Annotated in this window: 23 protein-coding genes and 1 pseudogene; 13 read left to right on the forward strand and 11 right to left on the reverse strand. The window is 48.7% G+C overall.

Annotated elements, in window-relative coordinates; genetic code table 11:
* Positions 1-3: 3 nt before the first annotated feature.
* From EJL04_RS00320 to EJL04_RS00350, 7 genes and pseudogenes are all read right to left on the reverse strand, one after another.
* Complete coding sequence (locus EJL04_RS00320; RefSeq protein WP_125103815.1) at positions 4-1,575, reverse strand: glycoside hydrolase family 43 protein; 1,572 nt, start codon at positions 1,573-1,575, stop codon at positions 4-6.
* A gap of 454 nt (positions 1,576-2,029) precedes the next feature.
* Complete coding sequence (clpB, locus tag EJL04_RS00325) at positions 2,030-4,618, reverse strand: ATP-dependent chaperone ClpB (protein WP_125103816.1); 2,589 nt, start codon at positions 4,616-4,618, stop codon at positions 2,030-2,032.
* Between the two features lie 771 nt (positions 4,619-5,389).
* Entirely contained in the window at positions 5,390-7,789 is a 2,400-nt protein-coding gene (locus tag EJL04_RS00330) for a TonB-dependent receptor (RefSeq protein WP_125103817.1), read from the reverse strand.
* Between the two features lie 207 nt (positions 7,790-7,996).
* Complete coding sequence (locus EJL04_RS00335) at positions 7,997-8,887, reverse strand: YitT family protein (RefSeq protein ID WP_125103818.1); 891 nt, start codon at positions 8,885-8,887, stop codon at positions 7,997-7,999.
* 130 nt (positions 8,888-9,017) lie between these two features.
* The gene (locus tag EJL04_RS00340; RefSeq protein WP_164511704.1) at positions 9,018-9,599 is read right to left on the reverse strand and encodes a YitT family protein; all 582 of its coding nucleotides are present in this window, start codon (positions 9,597-9,599) and stop codon (positions 9,018-9,020) included.
* A 34-nt stretch (positions 9,600-9,633) separates the two neighbouring features.
* Positions 9,634-9,915 (reverse strand): annotated as a pseudogene (locus tag EJL04_RS16780) (YitT family protein); the annotation flags it as partial.
* A 336-nt stretch (positions 9,916-10,251) separates the two neighbouring features.
* Complete coding sequence (locus EJL04_RS00350; RefSeq protein WP_125103821.1) at positions 10,252-11,091, reverse strand: helix-turn-helix domain-containing protein; 840 nt, start codon at positions 11,089-11,091, stop codon at positions 10,252-10,254.
* Positions 11,092-11,314: 223 nt separating this feature from the next.
* Here EJL04_RS00350 and EJL04_RS00355 point away from each other — a divergent pair, with 223 nt between their 5' ends.
* The 13 genes from EJL04_RS00355 to EJL04_RS00430 all read left to right on the forward strand — a co-directional run bounded on the left by EJL04_RS00355 (position 11,315) and on the right by EJL04_RS00430 (position 20,666).
* Positions 11,315-12,634, forward strand: a complete 1,320-nt coding sequence (locus tag EJL04_RS00355) for a TolC family protein (RefSeq protein WP_125103822.1) — start codon at positions 11,315-11,317, stop codon at positions 12,632-12,634.
* A gap of 100 nt (positions 12,635-12,734) precedes the next feature.
* On the forward strand, positions 12,735-13,775 hold the full coding sequence (locus tag EJL04_RS00360) for an HlyD family secretion protein (protein ID WP_125103823.1): 1,041 nt from the start codon (positions 12,735-12,737) through the stop codon (positions 13,773-13,775).
* Position 13,776: 1 nt separating this feature from the next.
* Positions 13,777-15,312 carry a hypothetical protein gene (locus EJL04_RS00365; protein WP_241209921.1) on the forward strand — a complete coding sequence of 512 codons (1,536 nt, stop codon included), beginning with the start codon at positions 13,777-13,779 and terminating at the stop codon, positions 15,310-15,312.
* Positions 15,313-16,407: 1,095 nt separating this feature from the next.
* A complete protein-coding gene (locus EJL04_RS00385; protein WP_005850429.1) occupies positions 16,408-16,623 on the forward strand; it encodes a hypothetical protein in 216 nt (71 codons plus the stop codon).
* Positions 16,624-16,634: 11 nt separating this feature from the next.
* Positions 16,635-16,856: a hypothetical protein gene (locus EJL04_RS00390; protein WP_005850431.1), complete on the forward strand. Its 222-nt coding sequence runs from the start codon at positions 16,635-16,637 to the stop codon at positions 16,854-16,856.
* A gap of 12 nt (positions 16,857-16,868) precedes the next feature.
* On the forward strand, positions 16,869-17,465 hold the full coding sequence (locus EJL04_RS00395) for a hypothetical protein (protein WP_005850434.1): 597 nt from the start codon (positions 16,869-16,871) through the stop codon (positions 17,463-17,465).
* A 15-nt stretch (positions 17,466-17,480) separates the two neighbouring features.
* Positions 17,481-17,903, forward strand: coding sequence for a PcfK-like family protein (locus EJL04_RS00400; RefSeq protein WP_005850436.1), 423 nt, complete (start codon positions 17,481-17,483; stop codon positions 17,901-17,903).
* Between the two features lie 2 nt (positions 17,904-17,905).
* Positions 17,906-19,195 carry a PcfJ domain-containing protein gene (locus tag EJL04_RS00405; protein ID WP_005850438.1) on the forward strand — a complete coding sequence of 430 codons (1,290 nt, stop codon included), beginning with the start codon at positions 17,906-17,908 and terminating at the stop codon, positions 19,193-19,195.
* A 24-nt stretch (positions 19,196-19,219) separates the two neighbouring features.
* On the forward strand, positions 19,220-19,477 hold the full coding sequence (locus EJL04_RS00410; RefSeq protein WP_005850441.1) for a hypothetical protein: 258 nt from the start codon (positions 19,220-19,222) through the stop codon (positions 19,475-19,477).
* Positions 19,478-19,497: 20 nt separating this feature from the next.
* Positions 19,498-19,731 (forward strand): DUF3873 domain-containing protein, encoded by a 234-nt coding sequence (locus tag EJL04_RS00415; RefSeq protein WP_005850444.1) that lies wholly within the window; start codon positions 19,498-19,500, stop codon positions 19,729-19,731.
* Entirely contained in the window at positions 19,728-19,973 is a 246-nt protein-coding gene (locus EJL04_RS00420; RefSeq protein ID WP_005850448.1) for a DUF6956 domain-containing protein, read from the forward strand. The genes EJL04_RS00415 and EJL04_RS00420 overlap by 4 nt, the downstream gene beginning before the upstream one ends.
* Positions 19,974-20,018: 45 nt before the next feature.
* Positions 20,019-20,327 (forward strand): hypothetical protein, encoded by a 309-nt coding sequence (locus EJL04_RS00425; RefSeq protein ID WP_005850451.1) that lies wholly within the window; start codon positions 20,019-20,021, stop codon positions 20,325-20,327.
* Between the two features lie 117 nt (positions 20,328-20,444).
* The gene (locus EJL04_RS00430) at positions 20,445-20,666 is read left to right on the forward strand and encodes a DUF7688 family protein (protein ID WP_009276858.1); all 222 of its coding nucleotides are present in this window, start codon (positions 20,445-20,447) and stop codon (positions 20,664-20,666) included.
* Between the two features lie 50 nt (positions 20,667-20,716).
* On the opposite strand, the gene EJL04_RS00435 is transcribed toward EJL04_RS00430, so the two are convergent.
* The 4 genes from EJL04_RS00435 to EJL04_RS00450 all read right to left on the reverse strand — a co-directional run bounded on the left by EJL04_RS00435 (position 20,717) and on the right by EJL04_RS00450 (position 23,718).
* A complete protein-coding gene (locus EJL04_RS00435) occupies positions 20,717-21,700 on the reverse strand; it encodes a phage exclusion protein Lit family protein (protein ID WP_005850457.1) in 984 nt (327 codons plus the stop codon).
* A 93-nt stretch (positions 21,701-21,793) separates the two neighbouring features.
* Positions 21,794-22,321 carry a glycoside hydrolase family protein gene (locus tag EJL04_RS00440; RefSeq protein ID WP_005850464.1) on the reverse strand — a complete coding sequence of 176 codons (528 nt, stop codon included), beginning with the start codon at positions 22,319-22,321 and terminating at the stop codon, positions 21,794-21,796.
* The gene (locus EJL04_RS00445; RefSeq protein WP_005850466.1) at positions 22,318-22,824 is read right to left on the reverse strand and encodes a DUF3872 domain-containing protein; all 507 of its coding nucleotides are present in this window, start codon (positions 22,822-22,824) and stop codon (positions 22,318-22,320) included. The genes EJL04_RS00440 and EJL04_RS00445 overlap by 4 nt, the downstream gene beginning before the upstream one ends.
* Before the next feature lie 18 nt (positions 22,825-22,842).
* A complete protein-coding gene (locus tag EJL04_RS00450; RefSeq protein ID WP_010185927.1) occupies positions 22,843-23,718 on the reverse strand; it encodes a toprim domain-containing protein in 876 nt (291 codons plus the stop codon).
* Positions 23,719-23,724 lie beyond the last annotated feature (6 nt).

Genomic DNA, 23,724 nt, shown 5'->3' on the forward strand with positions numbered 1-23,724 from the left:
GTCTTATTTTTCTTCTTTCTTATATACAAATTTTTCTATGTCTACGTGTCCTCCCGGCTGTTTCGTGGCATAGTTAAACAGGGCATATCTTGTGCCCATGAACAGGCGGCGGTAGTCGAATTTCATCTTAAACTCTCCGCCTATAGCCGTCCATTTCTTTCCGTCGGTGCTGTAATAGAATGTAGCTATGTCGCGTCCGAGGTTGAAGTCACCGTCGATGCGCAGGAAAATTCTGTTGCCTGTTATGCTTATGCGTGCCTTCTCCTGCGTGTCAACACTGCTCACGAGATGCTCCTTCTCTGTAAGGTTCACCTGAGTCTGCGTTACGGTCAGCCATGTCTTGCTGTTGTCCTTCTCTATTGCCATTATGCCCGAGTGGCCGTTGAATGCGGCAAGTCCGGCGCGGTCGCCGTCTCTCATGCCGCTGAAGTCAATCTCTATATATGCGCTGCATTTAGGCCCTTCCATGCGCTGGGTCAGCGTGTTGGGTGCCATATACAGATTGTCGACCACTCTACATGTGGTCAAACGCAGGCGTCCGTCGGATAACTTCCAAAAATCATTGGCCGGATTATGGTTCCATTGCCAGTGCTTCAGGTCGAGCGTGTCGCCGTTGAAGTCGTCGCTCACCACCATGTCTATGTCTTTAAAGTCCTGCACAGGCTTGTTCATCACGAAAGGCACTTTGCCGTTCACGTTGCCGAGCATAGGCCATCCGTCGGTCCAGCGGCACGGCATGAGCAGCGGCACGCGGCCTACGGCTCCGCGGTCCTGGAAGATGAAGCCATACCAGTTGCCGTGTCCGTCGTCAACGATGGTGCCCTGTCCGGCATAGGGGAAGCCGGCAAAGTTGTCTTCAAGTATCACCTTCTTCTCATAAGGTCCGGTTATCTTGTCGGCACGGTAGCACAGCTGTCGGCGCGGCTTGTCCTTCGGCCATGAAATCATGAGCAGATAATAGCGTCCGTCGTGCTTTATCACGCGACTGCCTTCGAGCAGATTGTTCTCCTCTTCGTCGCGCACGTTGAGCGTGATGTCCACGCCGCCATCCTTCTTGGCCGTAAGGTCGGCGTTGAGTTCGGTCAGTTTGCCTGTTCCGCTGAACACATACACACGCCCGTCATCGTCGAAGAACAGCGATGCGTCGTGAAAGTGTGGCAGGCGAGAGTGCAGCGTCCATCCCTTGCGCGGGTCTTTTGTTGTGTAGACAAATGAGCGGAACGGCTCGTCGTTGGGTGAGAACAGGGCATAGAATGTGCCGTTGTGGTATCTTATCGACGTGGCCCATTGTCCGCGTCCGTAAACAGTTCCGCCTTGCATATTATATTTTGGCGTTTCGTCGAGCCTGTCGAAGAGATAGCTCACCGTCTCCCAGTTTACCAAATCCTTAGAGTGCATTATCGGTGCGCCCGGCATGAGGTGCATTGTTGTGGTTACGAGCCAGAAGTCGTCGTCCGTGCGTATCACGTCAGGGTCGGGCATATCCGCCCACACCACGGGATTCTTGAACGTCTCTTGTGCATAGGCCAGTGTGGCGGCAAGCATTATGGTCAGCGATATAAATAGTTTTTTCATGGTATTTATCTTTTTTCGTTTTGTCTCTCTATATATCTTGTCAGGCATATTATTTAATTGTATTTCTCATCAGAGTGGCTTAAATGTTATGTAAGGCACTGCTGATGTTACGTTTCTGCAAAGTTACAAATTTAATTCTACATTATTGCCGTTAATGTCTTTATTCTGTTTCAAAGTGTTGCATTGCATGGAGCTAATGTTTCTGTTTTTTGCTTTTTTGCGCAAAAATAGGTGCCTTTAATCTTGTGTAACATTGATAAAAATGTAGGAACCTATCCCCGGGTACGTCCACATAAAGGTATTGCCGCTTTCATAATAACTTGAATGCTTGTCGCACCTGGGGAGCCTCCCTCCGTTATTGATAGTTATGTTTATAATTATAAAAGAAAAGGGGCGGATAAAATTACTTATCCGTCCCTTCTTTTAAGAAATGTTCGATTATGCATATTTATCCTTAGTTTCTGAACACCAGTCCTGCGCCGTTGGCGTCGATTATTATCGGCTTCTCGCGGCTAACCTCCTCAGCAAGAAGTTTCTTTGAGAGGTCGTTGAGCACATACTCCTGTATGGCTCTCTTTACAGGACGGGCACCGAACTCAGGGTCGAAGCCTGCGTCGGCAAGCCAGTTGATGGCTGCGTCGGTGTATTCGAGAGTGAAGCCCTGCGGTTCAAGCATCTTCCTTACAGAGTCCATCTGCAACTTAACCACTCCGGCAATCTGCTCCTTCGTCAGCGGCAGGAACATTATCGTGTCGTCAATACGGTTGAGGAACTCGGGACGTATGGTCTTCTTCAGCAGCGTCATCAGCTGGTTGTTGAGCATCGACTGCTCATGGCTGTCGAGTTTTCCGCCGTGCTTCTCCAAGTCTTCACGTATCAGCTGGCTTCCAAGGTTAGAAGTCATGATGATGATAGTGTTCTTGAAGTTTACGGTACGTCCCTTGTTGTCGGTCAGACGGCCGTCGTCGAGCACCTGAAGCAGGATGTTGAACACATCCGGGTGAGCCTTCTCTATCTCGTCGAAGAGCACAACCGAGTAAGGCTTGCGCCTTACTGCCTCGGTGAGCTGTCCGCCCTCGTCGTAGCCAACGTATCCCGGAGGCGCTCCGATAAGGCGGCTGACGCTGAACTTTTCCTGATATTCGCTCATGTCTATTCGCGTCATCATGGTCTCATCGTTGAACAGATATTCAGCTAACGCCTTTGCAAGCTCTGTCTTACCTACACCGGTAGTGCCGAGGAAGATGAACGAAGCTATCGGGCGCTTCGGGTCTTGCAGTCCGGCACGGCTGCGGCGAACGGCGTCGCTCACTGCCGTTATGGCCTCTTCCTGACCTATAACACGTTTGTGCAGTTCCTCCTCAAGGTGCAGCAGCTTCTCGCGCTCGCTCTGCATCATTCGCGTTACGGGTATTCCTGTCCAGCGGCTTACCACCTCAGCTATATCGTCGGCTGTAACTTCCTCGCGCACCATTGCCTCGCCGCCCTGTGTGTTGCGCAGCTGATCCTGAATGTTCTTGATGTCGTCTTCAAGTTTCTTCAGGCTGCTGTAGCGTATCTCGGCCACACGCTCATAGTTGCCTTCACGCTCGGCGCGCTCAGCCTCAAACTTCAGCTGCTCTATCTGCTGCTTGTCCTGCTGAATCTTGTTGACGAGAGCCTTCTCGCCTTCCCATTTGGCACGGAACACCTTTTCCTGGTCTTTCAGTTCGGCAATCTCTTTGTCGAGCTGTTCAATCTTAGGCTGGTCGTTCTCACGCTTGATGGCCTCGCGTTCAATCTCGAGCTGTTTCAGCTTACGCGTAATCTCGTCGAGTTCCTCAGGCACAGAGTCGCGCTCCATTCTCAGCTTAGCTGCAGCCTCGTCCATAAGGTCGATGGCCTTATCAGGCAAGAAACGGTCGCTGATGTAACGCTCCGACAGTTTGACGGCTGCTATGCAGGCATCATCCTGAATACGCACCTTGTGGTGGTTTTCGTAGCGCTCCTTCAGACCACGCAGTATGCTTATTGCGCTAAGCTCGTCAGGCTCGTCAACCATGACGGTCTGGAATCTCCTTTCAAGAGCCTTGTCCTTCTCAAAATACTTCTGATATTCGTTAAGTGTCGTTGCACCTATGCTGCGCAGTTCGCCACGCGCAAGCGCAGGCTTCAGAATGTTGGCGGCATCCATAGCGCCTTCGCCTCCTCCGGCACCAACCAGCGTGTGGATCTCATCTATGAATAGGATGATACGGCCGTTGCTGTTGGTAACCTCCTTGACGACGCTCTTCAGACGCTCCTCAAACTCTCCTTTATATTTAGCTCCGGCAACCAGCGCACCCATGTCGAGCGAGTAGAGCTGCTTGTCTTTCAGGTTCTCCGGCACATCGCCGCGGACTATACGCTCAGCCAGTCCTTCAACGATGGCTGTCTTACCGGTTCCCGGCTCACCTATCAGTATAGGGTTGTTCTTTGTACGGCGTGACAGAATCTGAAGTACACGACGAATTTCATCGTCACGGCCAATCACAGGGTCGAGTTTGCCCTGACGTGCCTCCTCAACCAGGTTCTTGGCATATTTCTCCAGGCTCTGATAGTTTTCGTCAGCCGACTGCGACTGCACCTTCTGTCCCTGCCTCAGCTCGTTTATGGCTGCGCGCATCTCCTTCTCGGTGCATCCTGCATCTTTCATTATGCGGCTTGCCGTAGAGTTTACATCAAGCAATGCCAGCATTACAGGTTCAACGCTGACGAACTCGTCGCCCATTTTCTGCGATATGTCTACGGCCTTCTGAAGCACGCTGTTGCTCTCGTTGCTGAGATAAGGCTGTCCGCCCTGAACCCGTGGCAAGCGGCTAATCTCACGGTCAACCACTGTCTCAACCTGCATGGCGTTTACACCGAGTTTCTGAAACAAAAAGTTGGTGACGTCTTTAGCCTTGTTCATAAGGCCCTTGAGCAGGTGGACCGGCTCAATCGACTGCTGTCCTGAGCGTTGTGCGGTGTTAACTGCCTCCTGAACAGCCTCTTGCGCTTTGATTGTGAATTTGTCGAATGTCATATAATAGTCTCCTTTCTTTTCTTTTTCTTATTTGTTATTCCTGAATACAATCTTTTTACGATTGTCTGCTATCAGAGAATCAAAATACATGCCCGTAGCCGAGTTCTGACATTTTGTCTTGTTTGCATGACAAATTTTCAGTCTGATTGATTCTCTGCTGCTGTATACATAATTAATATATAATGCCGGCTTCGTTCTGTTTGGCATATTGTCGCCCTTTGATGCTATGGCCTTACACTTTGATTTCTGTTGAGGCTCTCATACTGGGATATTTGAAAATTTAAATCATTTGGCCGTGAATATGCCCCGAAAACGTGTGCAAACGTAAGTAGGTGTGTTACATGTTGTTATGCAGCTTGTGCCGTATATGTGCAATGTTTTTTGTCCGAAATGGGACAAAAAAGCCTTTATTTCAATAAAAAAACAGGTTGGTTTTCATGCTGAAAGCTGCCCGTTTCCGGGTAAAAAGTTGCCGAGTTGTTTTATAAAAGCTTACCTTTTATGTCCAGATGTAAATATTCTTTATCATCATATGGCGCATAGCCTGTCTGATTTTTCTATTTCATCAGAAAATCATGACAAAACTAAAGTGACATAATGATGCGGCTTTTTGTGAATATACTTTCATATTGGTTGATGTTGCATGTGCGCTTTCTGCTTGTTCGTGCGTATAGATGTGATTGGTTTTGGATAAATAAAAACGCAGAAGTTATCAACAGGCAATATCGAAACTGTTGATAACTTCTGCGTGAATGTATGTTTCTGTATATGTCAGAAGCGCACTGTTATGCCGATGCTGGGCAGCAGCGTGCCGCTGTCCTGACTGATATACTTCATCTTGTAGCGCTGTTCGGCTGCCGGAGCGTCAGGATTTTCAATGACGCCAGTGCTCATCAGCACGTCGGGCTGGCTCAGAACGCTCTTTGTTATGTTCTGTATGTCGAGATAAAAGCCGAGCATCCAGCCTTTGAAGTAATAGTTTTTGTCAACACGGATGTCAAGTTGGGCAAAGGCGTCAAGACGTTCGGTGTTAAACTTCGAATAGTCGTAATACGGTCGTCCCTGTGCGTCCCATGCCTCCACGAGCGACGACTTGTCAACGTCATACGGCGTATACGGACTGCCGCCTATCGCACTCAGCTTGGCTCCTATGCTCCAGTTGCGCGGCAGCTCGTAGGTGGCGCTCACGTTGGCAATGAAGCGGTTGTCCCATGCCGAGTTGATGTATCCGGCGTCTGAGTTGTTCTTGTATTGACTCTTGAATAATGTGAACGACGCCATAGACACCAGTTTGCCCGGTATCTGCCAGCGCATGGTGGCTTCGAGGCCGTAAGCCCTGCCCTTGGCCGACGAAACGAGCAGCTCGTTGCCCACAACGCCATAGTCGTTGCCCTTGCATGAGAGCGGAATGTTGTCGGCAACGGAGAGCGGAATGTCAGTGTAATGTTTGTAGAAACCTTCCAAACTCACTGTTATCTGCTTGCCCGGTGTCCATTCAACGCCCAGCGCCGCGTTCTTTACGCGCATATATTCGAGCGACTTGTTGGCCAGTTGGCCGTTTTCGTCTTTATATCCCAGGGCTGTGTATGGCGGCAGCTGATGATACATTCCGGCGCCGATGTTGACGGCCCACGACGGCAGAAACTTGTAAGACAATGATACGGTGGGCGAGATGTGCTCCCAGAAGCGCGCTGTCAGGTCGGAATAAGAACATCCGTCGAGGCGCAGGCCCATGTTGGCCGTAAGTCTTCCGTCTTCACTCGTATAGCGCGCCGAACCGTAGGCTGCCCATCCTGCAAAGCTGATGTCGGTTGAGTATTGCGATATTGAGCTTTCGTTGTGATAAACTTTTTGGTATGTGTGGTCGTTGTAGAAGGCATACCATGCTTCAACGCCCTCGCGCCATGTCCAACGGTCGTTATATGTGCGGTTTTCGGCTCTCAGCGATAGCTTCTGTTCGCGCGAACTGAGGTCGAGCGTAAGGTTTTCGGGAGCCGAATCGTCGTTGTTGCGGTACTTAAGATTCTGGTTGCCCAGATAGTTATAGCCGAGCGAAACCGTTGTTACGTTCTTTCCGGCATAATGTTTATAAGATGCGCCGAGCGTAAACGTCTGCTGCGTTATGCGGGGCAGGTAGCTCAGCATGTATTCGGCGTCCTCTCCTTCTTGGTCAGTATTAAGCTTCATGTTGTCGATGCCCGTAAGCCCGAGGAAAGTTATTTCGTCTTTCTTTCCCAATTTGGTCTTTATCTTAAACTGTCCGTCTATGTAGTTTGGCAGGAAGGGCAGGCCGATCATCTTGAATAGCAGTTGCAGATACGACTGGCGCACAGAGAACAGATATGTAGTGTTGCTGCCGAAGTGGCCCATGCCGCTGAGCGACACTTCTGATGCTCCGAGAGTGGCCTTGAAAGAGTTTTCGTCGGTGTTGCCGTCGAGAAGACTGATGTCCATTACCGAACTTAATGCGCCGCCGCGGTCAGACGGGAATGCGCCTGTATAGAACTGCACTTCGCGTATAAGGTCGGCGTTGAGTATGCTCACCGGGCCGCCCGACGCACCCTGAGTGGCAAAGTGGTTGATGTTAGGTATCTCTATGCCGTCCATGAAGAAGCGGTTTTCCGACGGCGAGCCGCCCCTTACGATGAGGTCGTTGCGATAGCCGATAGGAGAGAACGACACGCCTGGCACCGACCTCACAATGCGCGAGATGTCGCGGTTGCCGCCCGGACTTTTCTCTATCTCGCCGAGTCCTATTATCTGCATGCTCACCGGACTTGGCTTTACGCGCCTTATCACGGGCACGCTAACCGTAACTTCGTTGAGATGCTTTGAGTCTTCGTCGAGTTCAATCTCTATCGTAGGCATCTTTGCCGACACGAAATATTCGGCAGACAGCACGCTCTTGTAGCCTATGCACGTAACGTAGAGCCGGCAGATGCCTGGATTGACGCCGCTTATGACGAACACTCCGGTGGTGTCGGTGGCTGCTCCGACGCCCTGCAGCCCCTGCACCGATACGCTTGCGCCTATGACAGGCTCGCGCGACAGTCTGTCTACGATGCGTCCGCGCACCGTAAACTTCTCTGATTCGGCATGCATGGCCGTTATCTGGAAGATGCAAATAAGGATGAATGCTATTCGCTGAAATGTGTGTAGAATGTATTTCATATAAATAATACAGAAGTTTTAAAAATGTAGTCGTGTCTGTTGATGCGTTCTGCGAAAGGCATCTGGCACTGTAATAAAAACGAAGTTAACGGACAAATCGCCATGTAGGAGATATAAAAACTGTTGTCCGTTAACTTCGTTCGTTTCTTTTGTCCGGCTGTTATTCTTTTCTTTGCCGGCTATGCTTGGGCCATGTGGCCGCGGGCATTATTTCATCTTGTCGAAGCCTTCACCGAACACGCCATGGCAGAATGTCTGTGAAACCATGGCATGGGGGTCGATATTCTTAATATAGTGGAATATTTCCTGAGACTCATATTTTCTTGCCAGAACGATAAGTATGTCCACTTCCTTCTTTGAATACCAGCCCTTGCCCTCAACAACGGTAACACCTCTGTGGGCGCTTTGGTTGATCTGGTCTGCAATCTTCTCATAATCCTTTGATATGATGATAAACTGCACAGTCTGGCGTGAACCGTTGACAACGTAGTCGCAGACATAACTTGCAATCAGAGTGAACGCGATACCGTAGACGATTGTCTCGGTGCTGTGGAACAGCAGATAAGATGAGCTGATAATCGTAATGTCGATAAACTGCATGGCACGTCCGAAGCTCAGGCTGAAGTATTTGTTCAGCAGGGCTATCAATATATCGGTTCCTCCTGTAGAGCCGTTATGCGAGAACACCAGACCGAGGCCTCCGCCGGCCATTGCACCTCCGAGAATAACATGCATAAACTTGTCTTCTCCGGCCGTGATTATGGGATATGCCTGGAACAGGGGCTGAAGTACGCCCACAAATACCGACATGATTGACACGCCGATGATGGTTCTGATGATAAACTGCTTGGTGAGTGCCTTGCAGGCAATGATAAGCATAGTCACGTTAAGCACCCAGATCGAAATACCGGGAGGAAATCCGAAGGCATAGAACAGCAGCGCCGATATACCGGAAACGCCTCCCATCACAACCTGTTCGGGAAGGATAAAGGCCGTATATCCGAATGAATAAAGTAATATTCCAAATGTAAGGAAAAAAAGATCTTTATAAAAAGAATTCTTTACTTCGGCCTTGCCCTTTTTTTTGATATCATTCATAATAATTATGGTTAAAAATTAAAAAAACTATCACTTTCATGTACAGCGGCAGAAAATGACCTGTTGCTGTACATGAAAGTGTTATATCACGAGTATGTGTGTATTTAATACTTTCAGAATTATATGTAGACTATTTTATCTTTTCGAAGCCTGCCCCGAACACACCGTGACAGAACGTCTGTGAAACCATCGCGTTAGGATCGATCTGTTTGATGATAATCATCAAGTCCTGAAGCTCGTATTTATGCGCGAGGATTATCAGCAGCTTGACATCGTTCTTTGTATACCAGCCCTTACCCTCTACGACCGTTACGCCACGATGCATGCCTCCTGACACATTATTGGCGATTTCCTGATATTCTTTAGATATTATCAGCAGCTGCACGGTTTGCTTTGAACCGTTTACCACGAAGTCGAGCATGAAACTTACCACTAATGTGAACACGATACCGTAGATAATCGTTTCCACGCTGTGGAATACAAAGTAAGATGAGCTTATGATTGTGAAATCTATGAACTGCATGGCGCGGCCGAAACTGATGTTGAAATATTTGTTAAACACTGCCATCAGTATGTCTGTTCCGCCTGTAGAACCGTTGTGTGTAAACACGATGCCAAGTCCTGTTCCGCAGAGCAGTGCTGCAATGAGGACATGCATGAATTTGTCTTCTCCGGGAGTTATAATCGGGTGAGCGGTGAAGAAAGCCCACACAGAGCGACAGCATCGTGACGCCTATCACCGTCCTTATTACGAACTGGGGTGTAAGAGCCTTGATTGCTATGATGATCATCATGGCATTGAGCACCCAGATGGAGATACTTGGAGGAAAACTCGTTGTGTAGTAAATGAGTGCTGAAATACCGGCAACGGCTCCCTGCACAACTTTTTCAGGTAATATGAATGCTGTGTAGCCTGTAGCATACATCAGTACTCCGACAAAGAGAAAAAAGATGTCTTTGCCTTGCTGCTTCCAGTTCGTTTGAGCGATAATGTTAGTTATCTTGTTCATATCAATGATTGTTTTCATGGCTTTCACATATTTTTCATAATGTCTTGGCGCAAGTCTTTGCGTGCGTAAGAGTTTAGACTATGTGGTATGCCGCATGTCTGTTATTTATTTTTTTGCAAAGATAGTTTAATTTTGCAAAGTCGCAAAGAAATATTGACTAAATGATAGAGGGTTTTTGCATTAAATCTGATAAAAAAATAAGTGCGCTCAGCCGCCTCTGAATGCATGCTTTTGGCATATTGTTTTTGTTATGCGTCAACGGATGATAATATGCATACGCTTAGTCGGAAATATGTGCCAACTATGCTTCAAACAAGCGTCGCAGTTTAACAAAAATGTAAGGCCTGTCAGGCATCATTGTTGCTTGATATTTTTTCTGAATTGCTGTGGCGTAAGGCCGGTGTGCAATTTAAAGTATCGACAGAAGAACGACTCGTCGCTGAAATTGAAGTCCCATGAAAGCTGCTTGACGCTTTTCTCACTGTTACGCAGCTGCAGTTTTATCTGCAGAGTTACATATTGGTCTATAATATTTTTTGTAGTGTGTCCGGTCATATTTCTTACAATGGTGTTAAGATATTTCGGCGTTATGTTAAGCTTTCCGGCATAGAAAGCCACGTCGTGCGACTTCACGTAATATTGTTCGATGTCTTCCATGAACATGTTGAACAGTTCGTTGGTGCGTCTTGAGCCGTAGCCTTCTGGCTCCTCGTGCCTGTTGCGTACCATCCAGTCGTAGAAACCGAGAAAGAAGGCCTTGAGCTGGTAGAGCACAAGCTGGTCGAGACATGTGCAGTCCTTCTGTATGAAATACAGTCTGAGCAGGCTGAACATGTTTTCAATTATCAGCGTAACCACCTGTTTGTCAGTGCGGCATCTGTCCTTGCGCAGCAGTGAGTACACGGTTTGCTCCAGTTGCAGGCTCGCCTCCCTCAGCATCGTCTTGTCGTAGCGCAGCATTTCCACCTCAAAGTCGTCCGAAACATTGTGCAGCATCACCATGTCGTTCGGGAATAGTGTTATTACGGCATCCTTTTTCAGATGCCAGTCTTTAAAGTCGATGCGCATTGTTGCCGTACCACCTTTACATAATATTATTGCACCATAGTCGATGACGTTCGATTCTGCTTCAAGTTCTTTCAGCGATGTAGTGCAGAGCTGCGCCTTGTCTGATGCGAATGTTTCAAATTTCATGGGCTTGTCGTATGTTGCTTTTACTTATGTCTGAAATATGCATATCTCCGTTTTGTGCTGCAAATATCGCTATATTGAGTGATAAAACACCATATTTGTTCCGAAAAATCCCATTTCTCGCGAAAAAATTAAAATCATTTAATTGTTAAATAGTCTTACCTTTGCACCCGGTTTCAGACCATTTCTCTGGATTAATGGAAAATATAGTGAAAATATAAAAGTGATGATTAGATGTAAATTTGTTTATGCCGTATTGTCCGGCGCACTGCTTCTTCAGTCAACAGATGCATTGTCGCAGACACAGCGCACAATGACGGTGAGCGAGTTGTTTTCTCTTGTTGAGACGGGCAGCAGACAGTTGCGTGCCCAAAAGTCGGAAGTTGACGTGGCACATAATGCCATTTCGGAGGCAAAAAGCCGGCGTCTGCCTGATGTTAATGCTTCGTTGTCTGTTAGTTATAACGGCAACGTGCTTATGACCGACCGGGATTTCAGCAATGCCAAAGGCATCACCCAGCCACACTTCGGCAACAGTTTTGCGCTCGAAGCTCAGCAGGTGGTTTATGCCGGAGGAGCCATCAACACGGGCATACGCCTTGCCGAACTTCAGAAAGAGCAGGCAGAAACAGGCGTTGCCCTCAGCCGCAGTCAGCAGCGCTTCATGGCTCTCGGTCAGTATCTCGACTTGGTTAAGCTGTCAAACGGAATGAAAGTTTATGACAGCAACATTGCGCTGACCGAAAAACTTATTGCCGATATAAAGGCAAAGCACGAAGAGGGCATAGCGCTGCGCAACGACGTTACACGATATGAACTGCAGATGGAGTCGCTCAAACTCGGACTGCGCAAGCTTCAGGATCAGCGCAGCGTGCTCAACCATCAGCTCTGTAACACCCTCGGACTTACTTCTGATGTTGTAATCATGCCCGACACAGCAGAACTTAAAACCGCATCAGACAATGGTAACGAGGCCGACTGGCAGAGCCGGGCATCAGTTTCGTCGCCGTTGCTGCGCCAGTCGAAACTCGGTGTGGATATGGCCCAGCAGCAGCTGCGCATGGCAAAGAGCGACCTTATGCCTAAGGTTGTGGTGTTTGCTACTGACAATTTCAGCGGTCCGTTCACTTACGACTTGCCGCCTATAGACAACAACTTCAACATCTGGTATGTCGGTATCGGCATAAAATATTCGCTCAGTTCGCTGTTCAAGGGCAACAAGACGGTGCGCAAGGCTAAGGCGCAGATTGTGCAGAGCAACGAGAATCATGCCGTTACGGCAGAGAGTGTAGACAACCAGATGCAGCAGGCATACACGCTCTATCGCCAGTCGTTTGTCGAACTGCGCACACAGCAGAAGAGCGTAGAGCTTGCCGCTCAGAACTATCAGGTGGTCAGCGACCGCTACATGAGTCAGATGGCGCTGATAACTGATATGGTCGATGCGTCTAACATAAAGCTTAACGCCGAACTTCAGGAGGTTGACGCACGCATCGGCACCATTTACGCATACTATAAAATAAAATATATTGCAGGTGAAATCTGATAAGGCACCTGTGTAAATACATAAAAACAATACCGGCCGCGCTGCCTGAACCGATATAGGCACGGCTACGGACAGAAATTACAAATAACAGACATAAGATATGAACAACAAGAAACTTATAAAAAGAATATACAATGTAGTAATCATACTGTTGCTCATCGGAGCAATAACGTATGTCGTAACCCGCTTTGCCCATCCGGCAAACACAGAATATACTGACGATGCCCAGGTGCAGCGCCACATAACGCCGATAAACACCCGTGTGCAGGGATTTATCAAGGAGATACGCTTTGAGGAATATCAGCACGTGAAGAAAGGCGATACGCTCGTTATCATCGAAGATGCCGAATATCGTCTTCAGCTTGCTCAGGCTGAGGCCAGCTATCGCGGCTCACGTTCGGGCTCTTCTGCCATATCAGCCGGAATGAACACTACGACGAGCAACGTAAGAGTGGCTTCTGCAGGCATAGAGGAGGCAAAGGCAGACATGGACAACGCCCGCCGCGACTATGAACGCTATGCCTCGCTGCTGAAGAAAGACGCTGTTACCCGTCAGCAGTATGACAACGCGCTGACAAGATATAAGGCGGCGAAGGCACGTTACGAGCAGGCAAGCGCAAGCCGCCGCTCTACATCGCTCGTAAAGAACGAGCAGGCTCACCGCCTGAGTCAGAACACGGCAGGCGTAAGCGTGGCCGAGGCTGCCGTAAATCTTGCCCGTCTTAACCTTTCTTATACGGTTATCGTGGCTACAAGCGACGGAGTGATGGGCCGAAAGGACATTCATGTTGGTCAGCTCGTTCAGCCCGGACAGATGCTCGCACGTATTGTGGACGACGATCAGGTGTGGGTTATTGCCAACTATCGCGAAACACAGCTGAAGAACATCTCTGTAGGCGATGCCGTTGAGTTTACTGCCGATGCCATTCCGGGCGTTACATATAAAGGTGTGGTTGAGTCGCTCAGTCCTGCCACGGGCTCGGCTTATTCTATGGTTCCTGCCGACAATGCCACGGGCAACTTCGTGAAGGTTGAGCAGCGTGTGCCGGTGCGTATAGCCATTGTGGGAAAGAACAGCGAGGCCGACCTGAAGAAACTCCGTGCCGGACTGAATGTTGAAACGTTGGTAATGTATAAGTAATATGCCGCCTATTCCTACAGGACCGTTCACGATGCCGATGATGAACGGCTTCGTGCCTAAGAAAATACAGCCGTGGATATATGTCGTCTTTGCCTTCTTTTTTCAGTTGGCGGGAGGCATGTATGCCGGAGCTATGCCTCACGTGATGGGCGACATGTGTATCATGCGCGAGGATGTTACGATGATTGTGCTGTGCGGCGTTATCGGCGTTAACATGCCTTTCCCGTTTCTTTTCCGCTTTAAGTTCAGGTTCACCAACCGCCAGCTGCTCATAACGGCAGCTCTTGCCATTGCCGCATGCAACTGGTTGTGCATGTACACCGAGTCGGTGCCCGTGCTGTGCCTTCTCTCTTATGTTGCAGGATTTTTCAAGCTTTGCGGAACGTTCGAGTGTCTGTCTAACGTGCAGCTGTGGATGACATCAAAGCGCGACTTCACAATATTCTTCCCGTTGCTTTATTGTATTGTTCTCGGCGACATGAGTCTGTCGTCTTGGATAACCGTCCACCTTACATATATATTCCAGAGCTGGTATGCCATGCACTGGGCTATGACGGGCGCAATGCTCTTCATTGCGCTGATGGTGTATGTGCTCACCCATGATTTCCGCTTCATGAAGCCGCTGCCGCTGATAAGTCTCGACTGGCTGGGCTGCGTGCTCTGGTCGGCTTTGTTGATTGAAGTAGTGTTCCTGTTCAATTACGGTGAGTATTACAACTGGTGGGACGGACGTCCGTTTCGTGTGGTTACGTTCATGGTGCCCGTAACGTTCTACTTTGCGTTGCAGCGCATGCGCCACATCCGCCATCCCTATATAGCCCCCGAGGCATGGCTCTATAAGCGTCTGCTGCCCCTGCTTGCTGTGTTTGCGCTGGTTGAACTTATCAACTCAACCCCTAAGATATTGCAGAACACGTTTACGTCGGGCGTGCTCCATTTCGGCGCCATGTCCACTTCCGTGTTCTATCTCGTAGAATGGGCGGGCACAATATGCGGCTGCATGTTCGTGATGTTCTGGATAAAGGTGCTCAGGCAGAAGTTTACGCGCCTGCTCACCGTAGGACTCATGGCCCTGTTGGCCTATGAAGTGCAGATGTATCTCATGGTTACGCCCGGTCTTGACATCGCGAGCTTCTATCTGCCTATATTTTGCAGAACCTTCGGCGTGGCTATATTCTTCACGGCCCTTACAATATATCTCGAAGAACTGATGCCGTTTCAGCATTTCTTCATGGGGCTAACCATGGTGGGATTCATCCGCAACGGCGTGGTTGACACTATATGTTCGGGCATATACAGCTTTTCGCTCAGGCATCACATAGCAGAAAACTTTGCGCGCGCCATGCCGTACGATGCCACGCAGGTGATACTCATCAGTCTGAAACAGCTGTTCGGCGTAACGTGTATCATAGCCACAGTTGTGCTGCTCATCTTCCTTGTATGGGACATTCAGCCCGTTAGGGATACGCTGAAAAGGATGCCTTACTGGAGCGTTGTCGGCCGTCTGCTCCGCAGGCAGATGTCGTCAGGCAAGTAGGGCAGGGAGACTGTTACCGTCAGTAATCTGAAAAAGCGGCGGCCGGACATTGGATATTCGGAAAAAATGTGTATGTTTGCAGTCTGAAGTTACGAAAAGAGTGTAATTCATTGGAAATGAGCGTAGGTTAATTGCTCATGATAGTAATAGGTTACGATTTAGTTAGTTATCTACTGCATCATCTTTCTGCGCGTTGCGTAACCTTCAAAGAACTCTTCATATGCAAAAGTAACAATAAAACGGGAGATTTTGAAATGAATCTCCCTAATTTTTTTTCTATCTCATACAAGTTTTTCCGTAAAAGCTGTTTTATCCGTCGGCACACCATCGCCCAAAAGAATTTTGGATGAACGTATGCCGACTGCCGCATAAGCGGAGAAAAGGGCTTTGCCTCACGCCTAAACAACAGTTTAGACTGATGATGCAAGGCCCATTTCTTTTGTGCTTATGCCAGAGAGGTGCTTTTACGGGTTCGCAGACGATTTCTTTTTCGCTGTTCCTTTGAGCCGTAAGCGGAAAGCCGTGTCTGACCGCCCGATCCATAAATGGAACAAGCCGTTATGCACGGCAGGCAAACCGGGAAGAATGATTTTATATGTCCGACCGGACACGCTCGGCCAGACATATAAAATCATACTTCCTTGCCGGTGGTTTGCCCGGTTTCACGCTTCCGGCTATGTCCCTTTTTTTCCTTTTGGGGATTTCTTTTTTTCACAGATTTCTCTTTTGAAGTTTTCCTGTCTAATCTGCCTCCACTTCCGTTTACCTCCATTTTCGCGTCTTTCAGTGACGCCGCATCAGGCAGTCATTTCCGTTCTGGGCGCAAAGGTAATTCCGGGATTGGACGGGAATGCAAGGTCAAGCCTCCTGTTTTCGGCAAAAATCTCCAGCCCTGCGGGTAGTATTTTTCCCGAAAAACCTTGCATCCCCTAATCCCTACCTTTTCAAGCACCCGAAACGAAAACGACCGATGCGACAGAAAGACGCATAAAAAAAATGTCGGATAAACGAGAGGCAGATAAGATAGTTTGAAACTCAACTCCCTCAGCTCTTGAATCCGCATTAAAAAATAAAAAAATCAAAAACAGCGAAGATATGACGGCAACGGCAAATTTCAGACAAATGGCACAGTACATAGGGCTTGCGATATGCGGCTTGATGGTGCGCACCGCCTTCGGGGTGTTCGGCATCCTTTGGGGCATCATTAGAGAGATTGTAAACGGAGTGTTCCGAGTGGCGATAGGCGTAATCGTGGCTATCCTTTCCGCAACCGCCTTCTTCGGTTTCATCCTTTGGTTATTCACCCTTTAACCCTTACCGACATGGCAAAGAGAAGCAGCAAAACGGCAGCGCAGCAGTGCAGATACTACGAGGTGGACAATATCTTCGTGTATATGGTTGAAACGTACATCAACGGCAACATATCCGTGTTCCGTGAACTCTACCGAGAACTGAACAAGGACGCACGGAGGGACTTTACAGACTTCCTTTTGAGCGAGGTGCAGCCGACCTATTGGAGAGAGATACTGAAACAGACCATCTAAAACGACAGCGATATGAGAACGATAACAAGGACATACGACCTTTTCCAATTAGCTGAACTCTCCGCAGCAGCGAGAGATACCGCATACAACGAATGGTTGCGCACCTTTGAATACGGTTGGGACAGCGACAACCGCAACACGCTGGAAGCATTTGAAAGTGTGTTCAAGGTCAAAGTGAACGATTGGAGTTACGACACGTGCCGTTATTCCTACCGCTTCACCTCACGTTACAGCGGAGAGGAAGAGGAACTCTGCGGCATACGGCTTCTGAAATACATCGTCAATAACTATTGGCATACCCTATTCAAGCCGAAAGCCTACTACCTCAAAGGCAATTACAAGAAAAGGCGCAAAAGCAGGGTATTCACGGACAACTGTTGCGTACTGACAGGCTATTGCGCAGACGAGGACATCCTGCGACCCATCTACGACTTTCTGAAAGCCCCCGACACCCGAACCACTCTGTACGACCTCATGGACAAGTGCCTTGACAGCTTCTTCAAGTCGTGCCGTGACGATATGGAATTTCAGTGCAGCGAGGAGAGTTTCGAGGAGAGTTGCGCAGCCAACGACTACGAGTTTTTGGGAAACGGAAAAATGTATAACTGATAAAACGACAGCGATATGAAAGGAACAGACCATTTCAAGAGAACGATACAGATGTATTTGGAGCAGCGTGCAGCGGAGGATGCGCTCTTTGCGAAGAACTACCGCAACCCTGCCAAGAACATAGACGATTGCGTCACCTACATTCTCAACTACGTGCAGCGGAGCGGTTGCAACGGCTTCACGGACGGGGAGATATTCGGGCAAGCCGTCCACTACTATGACGAGAACGAGATAGAGGTAGGCAAGCCTATCCAATGCCAAGTGGCGGTGAACCACGTTGTGGAACTCACGGCAGAGGAAAAGGCGGAAGCACGGCAGAACGCAGTCCGCAGATACCAAGAGGAAGAACTCCGCAAGTTGCAAAACCGCAGCAAGCCGAGAACCGCCACCAAAGCGACCGCACAAGAAGTACAACAACCCAACCTATTCAATTTCTGATTATGAAACCGAGAACACCCATACAGCAGGAAGTCGCACGATTGAGCGAGCGACTGCCGAAATTGACCGCCATACAGAGGGCATACGCTTTCCGCCATTGCTTCAAGCATTACGCCATCAAGAGGGCGGACGGCACGAACATCTGCACCGAGTGCGGACATTCGTGGAGGAGTGAACACGACCTTGCGGACACCGTTTGCGGATGCACCTGCCCGCATTGCGGCATGGAGTTGGAAGCGTTGCGCACCCGAAAGAGCGTGTTCAGCGAGAACGAGTATTTCTCCATCGTCACCACCTGCAAGCAGTATCAAGTTATACGCTTCTTTTTCGTCAAGTCCCGATACAAGGCAGGACAGGCAGCCGAGTATTCCATTTATGAAGTGGTGCAAAGGTGGATTTCGCCAAAAGGTACAACTACCACCGTTGCCCGACTGCGTGGAATGTCCATACTTTACTATGACCTATGGGCGGAATACAGCGACATGGAAGTACGCAAGAACAACAAACTACGTGCATACGATATAAACCCCGTCTGCACCTATCCCCGACAGCGTTTCATACCCGAACTGAAACGCAACGGCTTCAATGGCGAGTACCACAACATACTGCCTTACGACCTTTTCACGGCTATCCTTTCCGACAGCCGAGCCGAAACGCTGTTGAAGGCAGGGCAATACCCCATGTTGCGCCACTACATCCGCAGTTCCTTTGACATGGAGAGGTATTGGGCATCCATAAAGATATGTATCCGCAACGGCTACACCATTGCTGACGGCTCCATGTGGCGTGACACCATAGACCTCCTGCGGCATTTCGGCAAGGACACGAACAGCCCGAAATACGTCTGCCCTGCCGACCTCAAAGCCGAACACGACAGACTTATGCACAAGCGCAACAAGGAGATAGAGCGCAAGAAATTGGAAGAACGCATCCGCCAAGCGAAGAAACACGAGAAGGCATACCGCAAACTCAAAGGCATATTCTTCGGCATTGCATTCACGGACGGCACTTTGCAGGTGCGTGTGTTGGAGAGCGTGGCGGAGTTTGCAGCGGAAGGGACGGAACTGCACCATTGCGTGTTTTCCAACTCCTATTTCCTTGAAAAGAACTCCCTTATCCTATCCGCCACCATTGACGGCAAGCGCATAGAAACGGTGGAGGTTTCCTTGAAGACATTGGAAGTGGTGCAAAGTCGTGGCTTGCACAATTCCAATACCGAGTACCACGACCGCATTGTAAACCTTGTGAACAGCAATGTGAACCTTATCCGCCAGCGGATGGAAGTGGCATAGTATTAACCTATAAAACCCAACAAAATGGAAGTAAGAATTGAAAGCATGGTTTGTCTGTGGGACGATAAAATCCCCACGATGTTCCTTGAATTTGTGAACCTCCTCACTCTTGCAACGAGTGAGGAGCAGTTAAGACGGAGTGTAAAGGACTTTGCCGAGAAGCACGGACTTGACAGGTTTTTCCTTTACGGCTTCGGCTCCCACCATTTCTACCTGCACCAACGCTATACGAGTGACCCCGAAATGGTGATGCGCAACAGAGTTTTGTCAGTACATTTTTAACCACTCTAAAATCAACGATTATGGCAACACGAATGACCATCAACGGTATAAGCACCTGCACCGAAGCAGGTACGGAGAAATATGAGCGTTTCCAATTAGGTATCGGCAGACGCAAGCGGACACTTGTGCAGTACGACTACCGCCACCCCACAGACGGAGAGTTGTTCTCTTGTGTCAAACCCACATTGGACGAGTGCCGAGCCGCACGGGATAAGTGGCTCACGGCAAAGGATGGAAAGGAGGACAACCGATGAACACAGCCTATCAAACGCTGATAGTGAAATTCAGCGAGCCTATCAAAGTATTGGACGGCATCTTTGACGATGCCGAAGCGTGGGGAGTTGATACCCTAAAAGGGTGGATAGACGACTACGAGAGCAGCAGGTTTACCGCCATCAACAGCCATACGGCAGTCATCACAAGCGAGTACAATATGGAGTGCCTGATGGAATGGTTGAAACGAAACACACCCATTGCCGAGATAACAGAATGTTAAACAAGTTGGCGGTGTCCGCACCGCCAACCTAAAACCAAGAAAAGCATGATAGCAAAGACGATTTTACAGCAGATAGGCGGCAGACGCTTTGTCGCCATGACGGGAAGCAAGGACTTCATAGACATGGGCAACGGCTTGCGCATGAGCCTTGCAAGGAACAAGACGAGCGCGAACCGCCTTGACATCATCTACGATGCAGGATTAGACCTCTACAATATGCGTTTCTACCGCAAGACGTTCAGTAAAAAGACATTCGAGTGCAAGACAAAGGACATTGCAACGCACGATGGCATATACTGCGATATGCTGGAAGAAATGTTCACGATGGTAACGGGACTTTACACCCGTTTTTGAGTGGCGACGGCGAAAGCCGCCCTACTTTCTTTCGGTGAGCATGATGGCGGACAAAGAAAGTAGCAAAGAAACCGCTGTCCCAATCTACGATAGTATTCACAAAAACAAGTTTCAATCATGGAAGAAATCAGACAGAACGGAAAAATCATCCTGCACAGCGATGACGGAACAAGCATAAGGATGATTTTCAAAAACCTCACGGGGAGGAATTTTCAAGGTCAGGAATATGCGGAGTATATCCGGCATATCGCAATCGGGGAGATGGGATTTTCGCCCGGCATCATAGAGCATTGCAGGGACGGTGAGGTAATCGGCAAAGGAAAAATCCCGAATGTATGAAAAGCGGAAACTCCGATGAAGTTGCGGCTTCATCGGAGTTTTTAATTTAGCTATATATCCCAATCAGGTTTTACAATTTTGGGATAACGTTGTTGTCTAACTGTTTTCAATTTCTCCATGTAAAATAAATAAATCTCCTTATATGAGCCAAAACCGGGCTGTTGCATATCCTCTTCGATAGACAAACCACCAAATACCAGCAACCATAATCTTAATGCAACACCTAAGTAGCCCCAAAGTGGATCCATTTCATGTAATTCCAGTTTAGTAACCAAATTTTCTATTCGGACATCCATATCTGGATGAGTTCCATCACCAGAAATAGAATCTTCGCTCATCAATAAAATGGCTGCTAATACAGTTGCGACACCTGCCTTATATGTATTTCCCCATGCAGAGTCATATTCAGTTTGAATAAAACTAATTGCCGTATCATCTGCGGCAATTTCATCATCTATAGTATGGGGAAACGTCTGTTGTATTTGTGTATGACCTAAATAATTATGTGAAAATTCGTGGGCATATATAAATGCTATCGCAGCACAATATACACCATTTGTGTGACTTATAATATTTTCAAATTGCTGGGGATTACAGATGTTGGGTGTTACCCAATAAACATCCCTATTGAAGTTATGCAACAATTGCCGTCCTCTAAAAAAGCAATCATTAGCATACTCTACATCAATCAGATTGGGTTTATAACCATATTTGTTTATGCCAACAGCATCCATTATTGGAATATGTATGACATTCTCAAAATAGGCATTAAGATAAATACATACAGACCATAAATACTGACAAAAGTTTTCGTTGATATAGATATGATTTAATCCATTGCTATCTTTTTTTATTTCCGCAACATCGCTAATAGCTTTTCCTTCCCTTATGAATGTAAATCGACGAGAAAAGTTATTGATATTGCAATCGTCTTTTATCGCATCTAACAGTTCAACAACTTTTTCAATACATTGAATAGCATCATCAGATAGCTGTTCAACAGGTAAATAATATATTTCTTTCGCTTCTTTCATTTTACAAATTTTACTTGCAAAGGTAATGTGTTAATTTGTATTAGACGCTAAAATTCCTTGCGATATTGTTTACCGCAAGGAATTTCAGTCGTATCACAGGATATACAGCAGCGCAAACTCCGCCTTTCTCCGTTTGAGCAGCATGGCGTGCCGTTTACCTTTGTAGTTGCAGAAAGCGATATATTCCCGGTAAATGTTCCTGTCGCCCGCCTCCAATTTTCGGATCAGTGTGCTTTTGGGTATCTTCCCGCTCCCCAAAAGCCGGTATGGACCGACATTGTAGGCGAGCGTGGCAAGGAGCAGACTGTCACGCCCGAACTTGCGGAACATGGCGCAGAACTTCCGCAAGTCTTTCCGCAGGAGTGCGTCCGCCTGCCGCTTCGTCATGGTGCGTGCCGAATACCTTTCCCCCGGCTGCACCTGATGCCCCCAGCCCACGTATGGGTGGTGTTTCTCCGAGTGCCAGCCTTCAAAATACTTCGTACAGCGAACCGCCCGCTCGAAAGGCGGCAGGCGGTAGATTGACGCCTGCCCGTCCGTCCCCTTCTGACAGCTGTCCCGTGCGGACACGGAGCAGACCGCCAGAAGGGAACAGAGGATAGCCATGAATACACGCATCATCGTGTAAGGGGTTTGAAGTTTCCGATTGGGACAATAGAGATAGCCCCGTCATCCTTCACGTTGCGATTGTTGAAGTCAAATTCCAATTCGTAGGAGTTGCTGAAATTATCTTCCACCACTACGATGAAGTTGTGCACCTCGTCACCTTGCGCCGTGTAGTACAGCCGGAACTTCTCGTTTTCGAGCAGGTAGCGGTCGTTGGGCAGGAACGTAATGCCGTTGTCCATTTTCAATGTTCCTTCTCCCTCGAATTGGAAATACCGGATGGTATATAGGGTGTTGGCGTAATCGCCCGTCTTTTTCAACTCACAGCGGATTTCCACCGTCTGCCCCTTCGTTACCTTGTTAGGCACGGGCATGGTTTCCACTGTGAAGGGATAGGATTGCTGGATGTCCATGTCATCGTCACACGATGCGAGCGTGAGCAACATGGCGGCGAACAGGCAGAGTGCCAACGCCTTGAAGATGGATGTTCTCTTGTTCTTGTTGTTCAGTATGTTCATTGTTCTTTGATTTTTAAGTTATTGTTCATTTTTTGCTGTCAGTTGCAGATACTCGTTCAAGTCCTTGTAACCGTCATGGAGTGCGGAACGGTCGGTGACACGTCCGCCGTAATATCCTTTGAGGGCTTCCAGCGTCCTCCGTCCGGCTTCGTCACGGTCGAGGAAGCAGTCTATGCGCCCGTACCCGTCCAAGTGTTTCACCGCCTTACCCACGTTGGCAACGGAGTTCAGCACAAGGCTGTCGCTATTGCCGCCTATACCGAGTGCAGCAGCGGACAGAAAGTCCATGAAGCCCTCAAACACGCTGCATACGTCAGAGGCGGTATCTTTCGGTTTTATCAGTGACACATCTTTCGGTGGTACGCAACCCTTGAAGTAGCGGCTACGGATTTCATAGCCGCCAGCCACGTTCGGGAAACCGATTGCGAAATACCGCTTTCCACGCACGCCGTAGTTCAGGCGGCAGCAGTGGCGGGATGCAACGGCATAAGGGATGCCCCGTTCCGCCAGATACTCTGTTAATGGTGAGCGGAGCAGCGGGACGGCTTCCACTCCCTCAAAGGCAGGTTCGGACGGCTCCGGCAGGAACAACGGCTTTTCCGATGCGACAAACGGCATACGGGCGGTTTCCGCTATGAATCTCGCCTGCGCCATGAAGTCGCCGCTTCGGGCAAACTCCCCGGCAAGCGTGAAGATGTCACCGCCCTTGCCCAAACCGAAATCGTACCAGAGCCGTTTCGCCACGTTCACGCGGAAAGAGGGCGTGCGCTCATTGCGGTACGGCGCGAGATACCACAGCTCGTTTCCGCTTCTCCGTACAGGCTCATGTCCCAGCCGTGCGAGAAAGTCCGCGAGGGATATTTGCCTCATGGTGTCTATATCCGTCCGTTCCATGCGGCG

The organism is Prevotella marseillensis (assembly GCF_900625065.1).
GTDB lineage: Bacteria > Bacteroidota > Bacteroidia > Bacteroidales > Bacteroidaceae > Prevotella > Prevotella rara.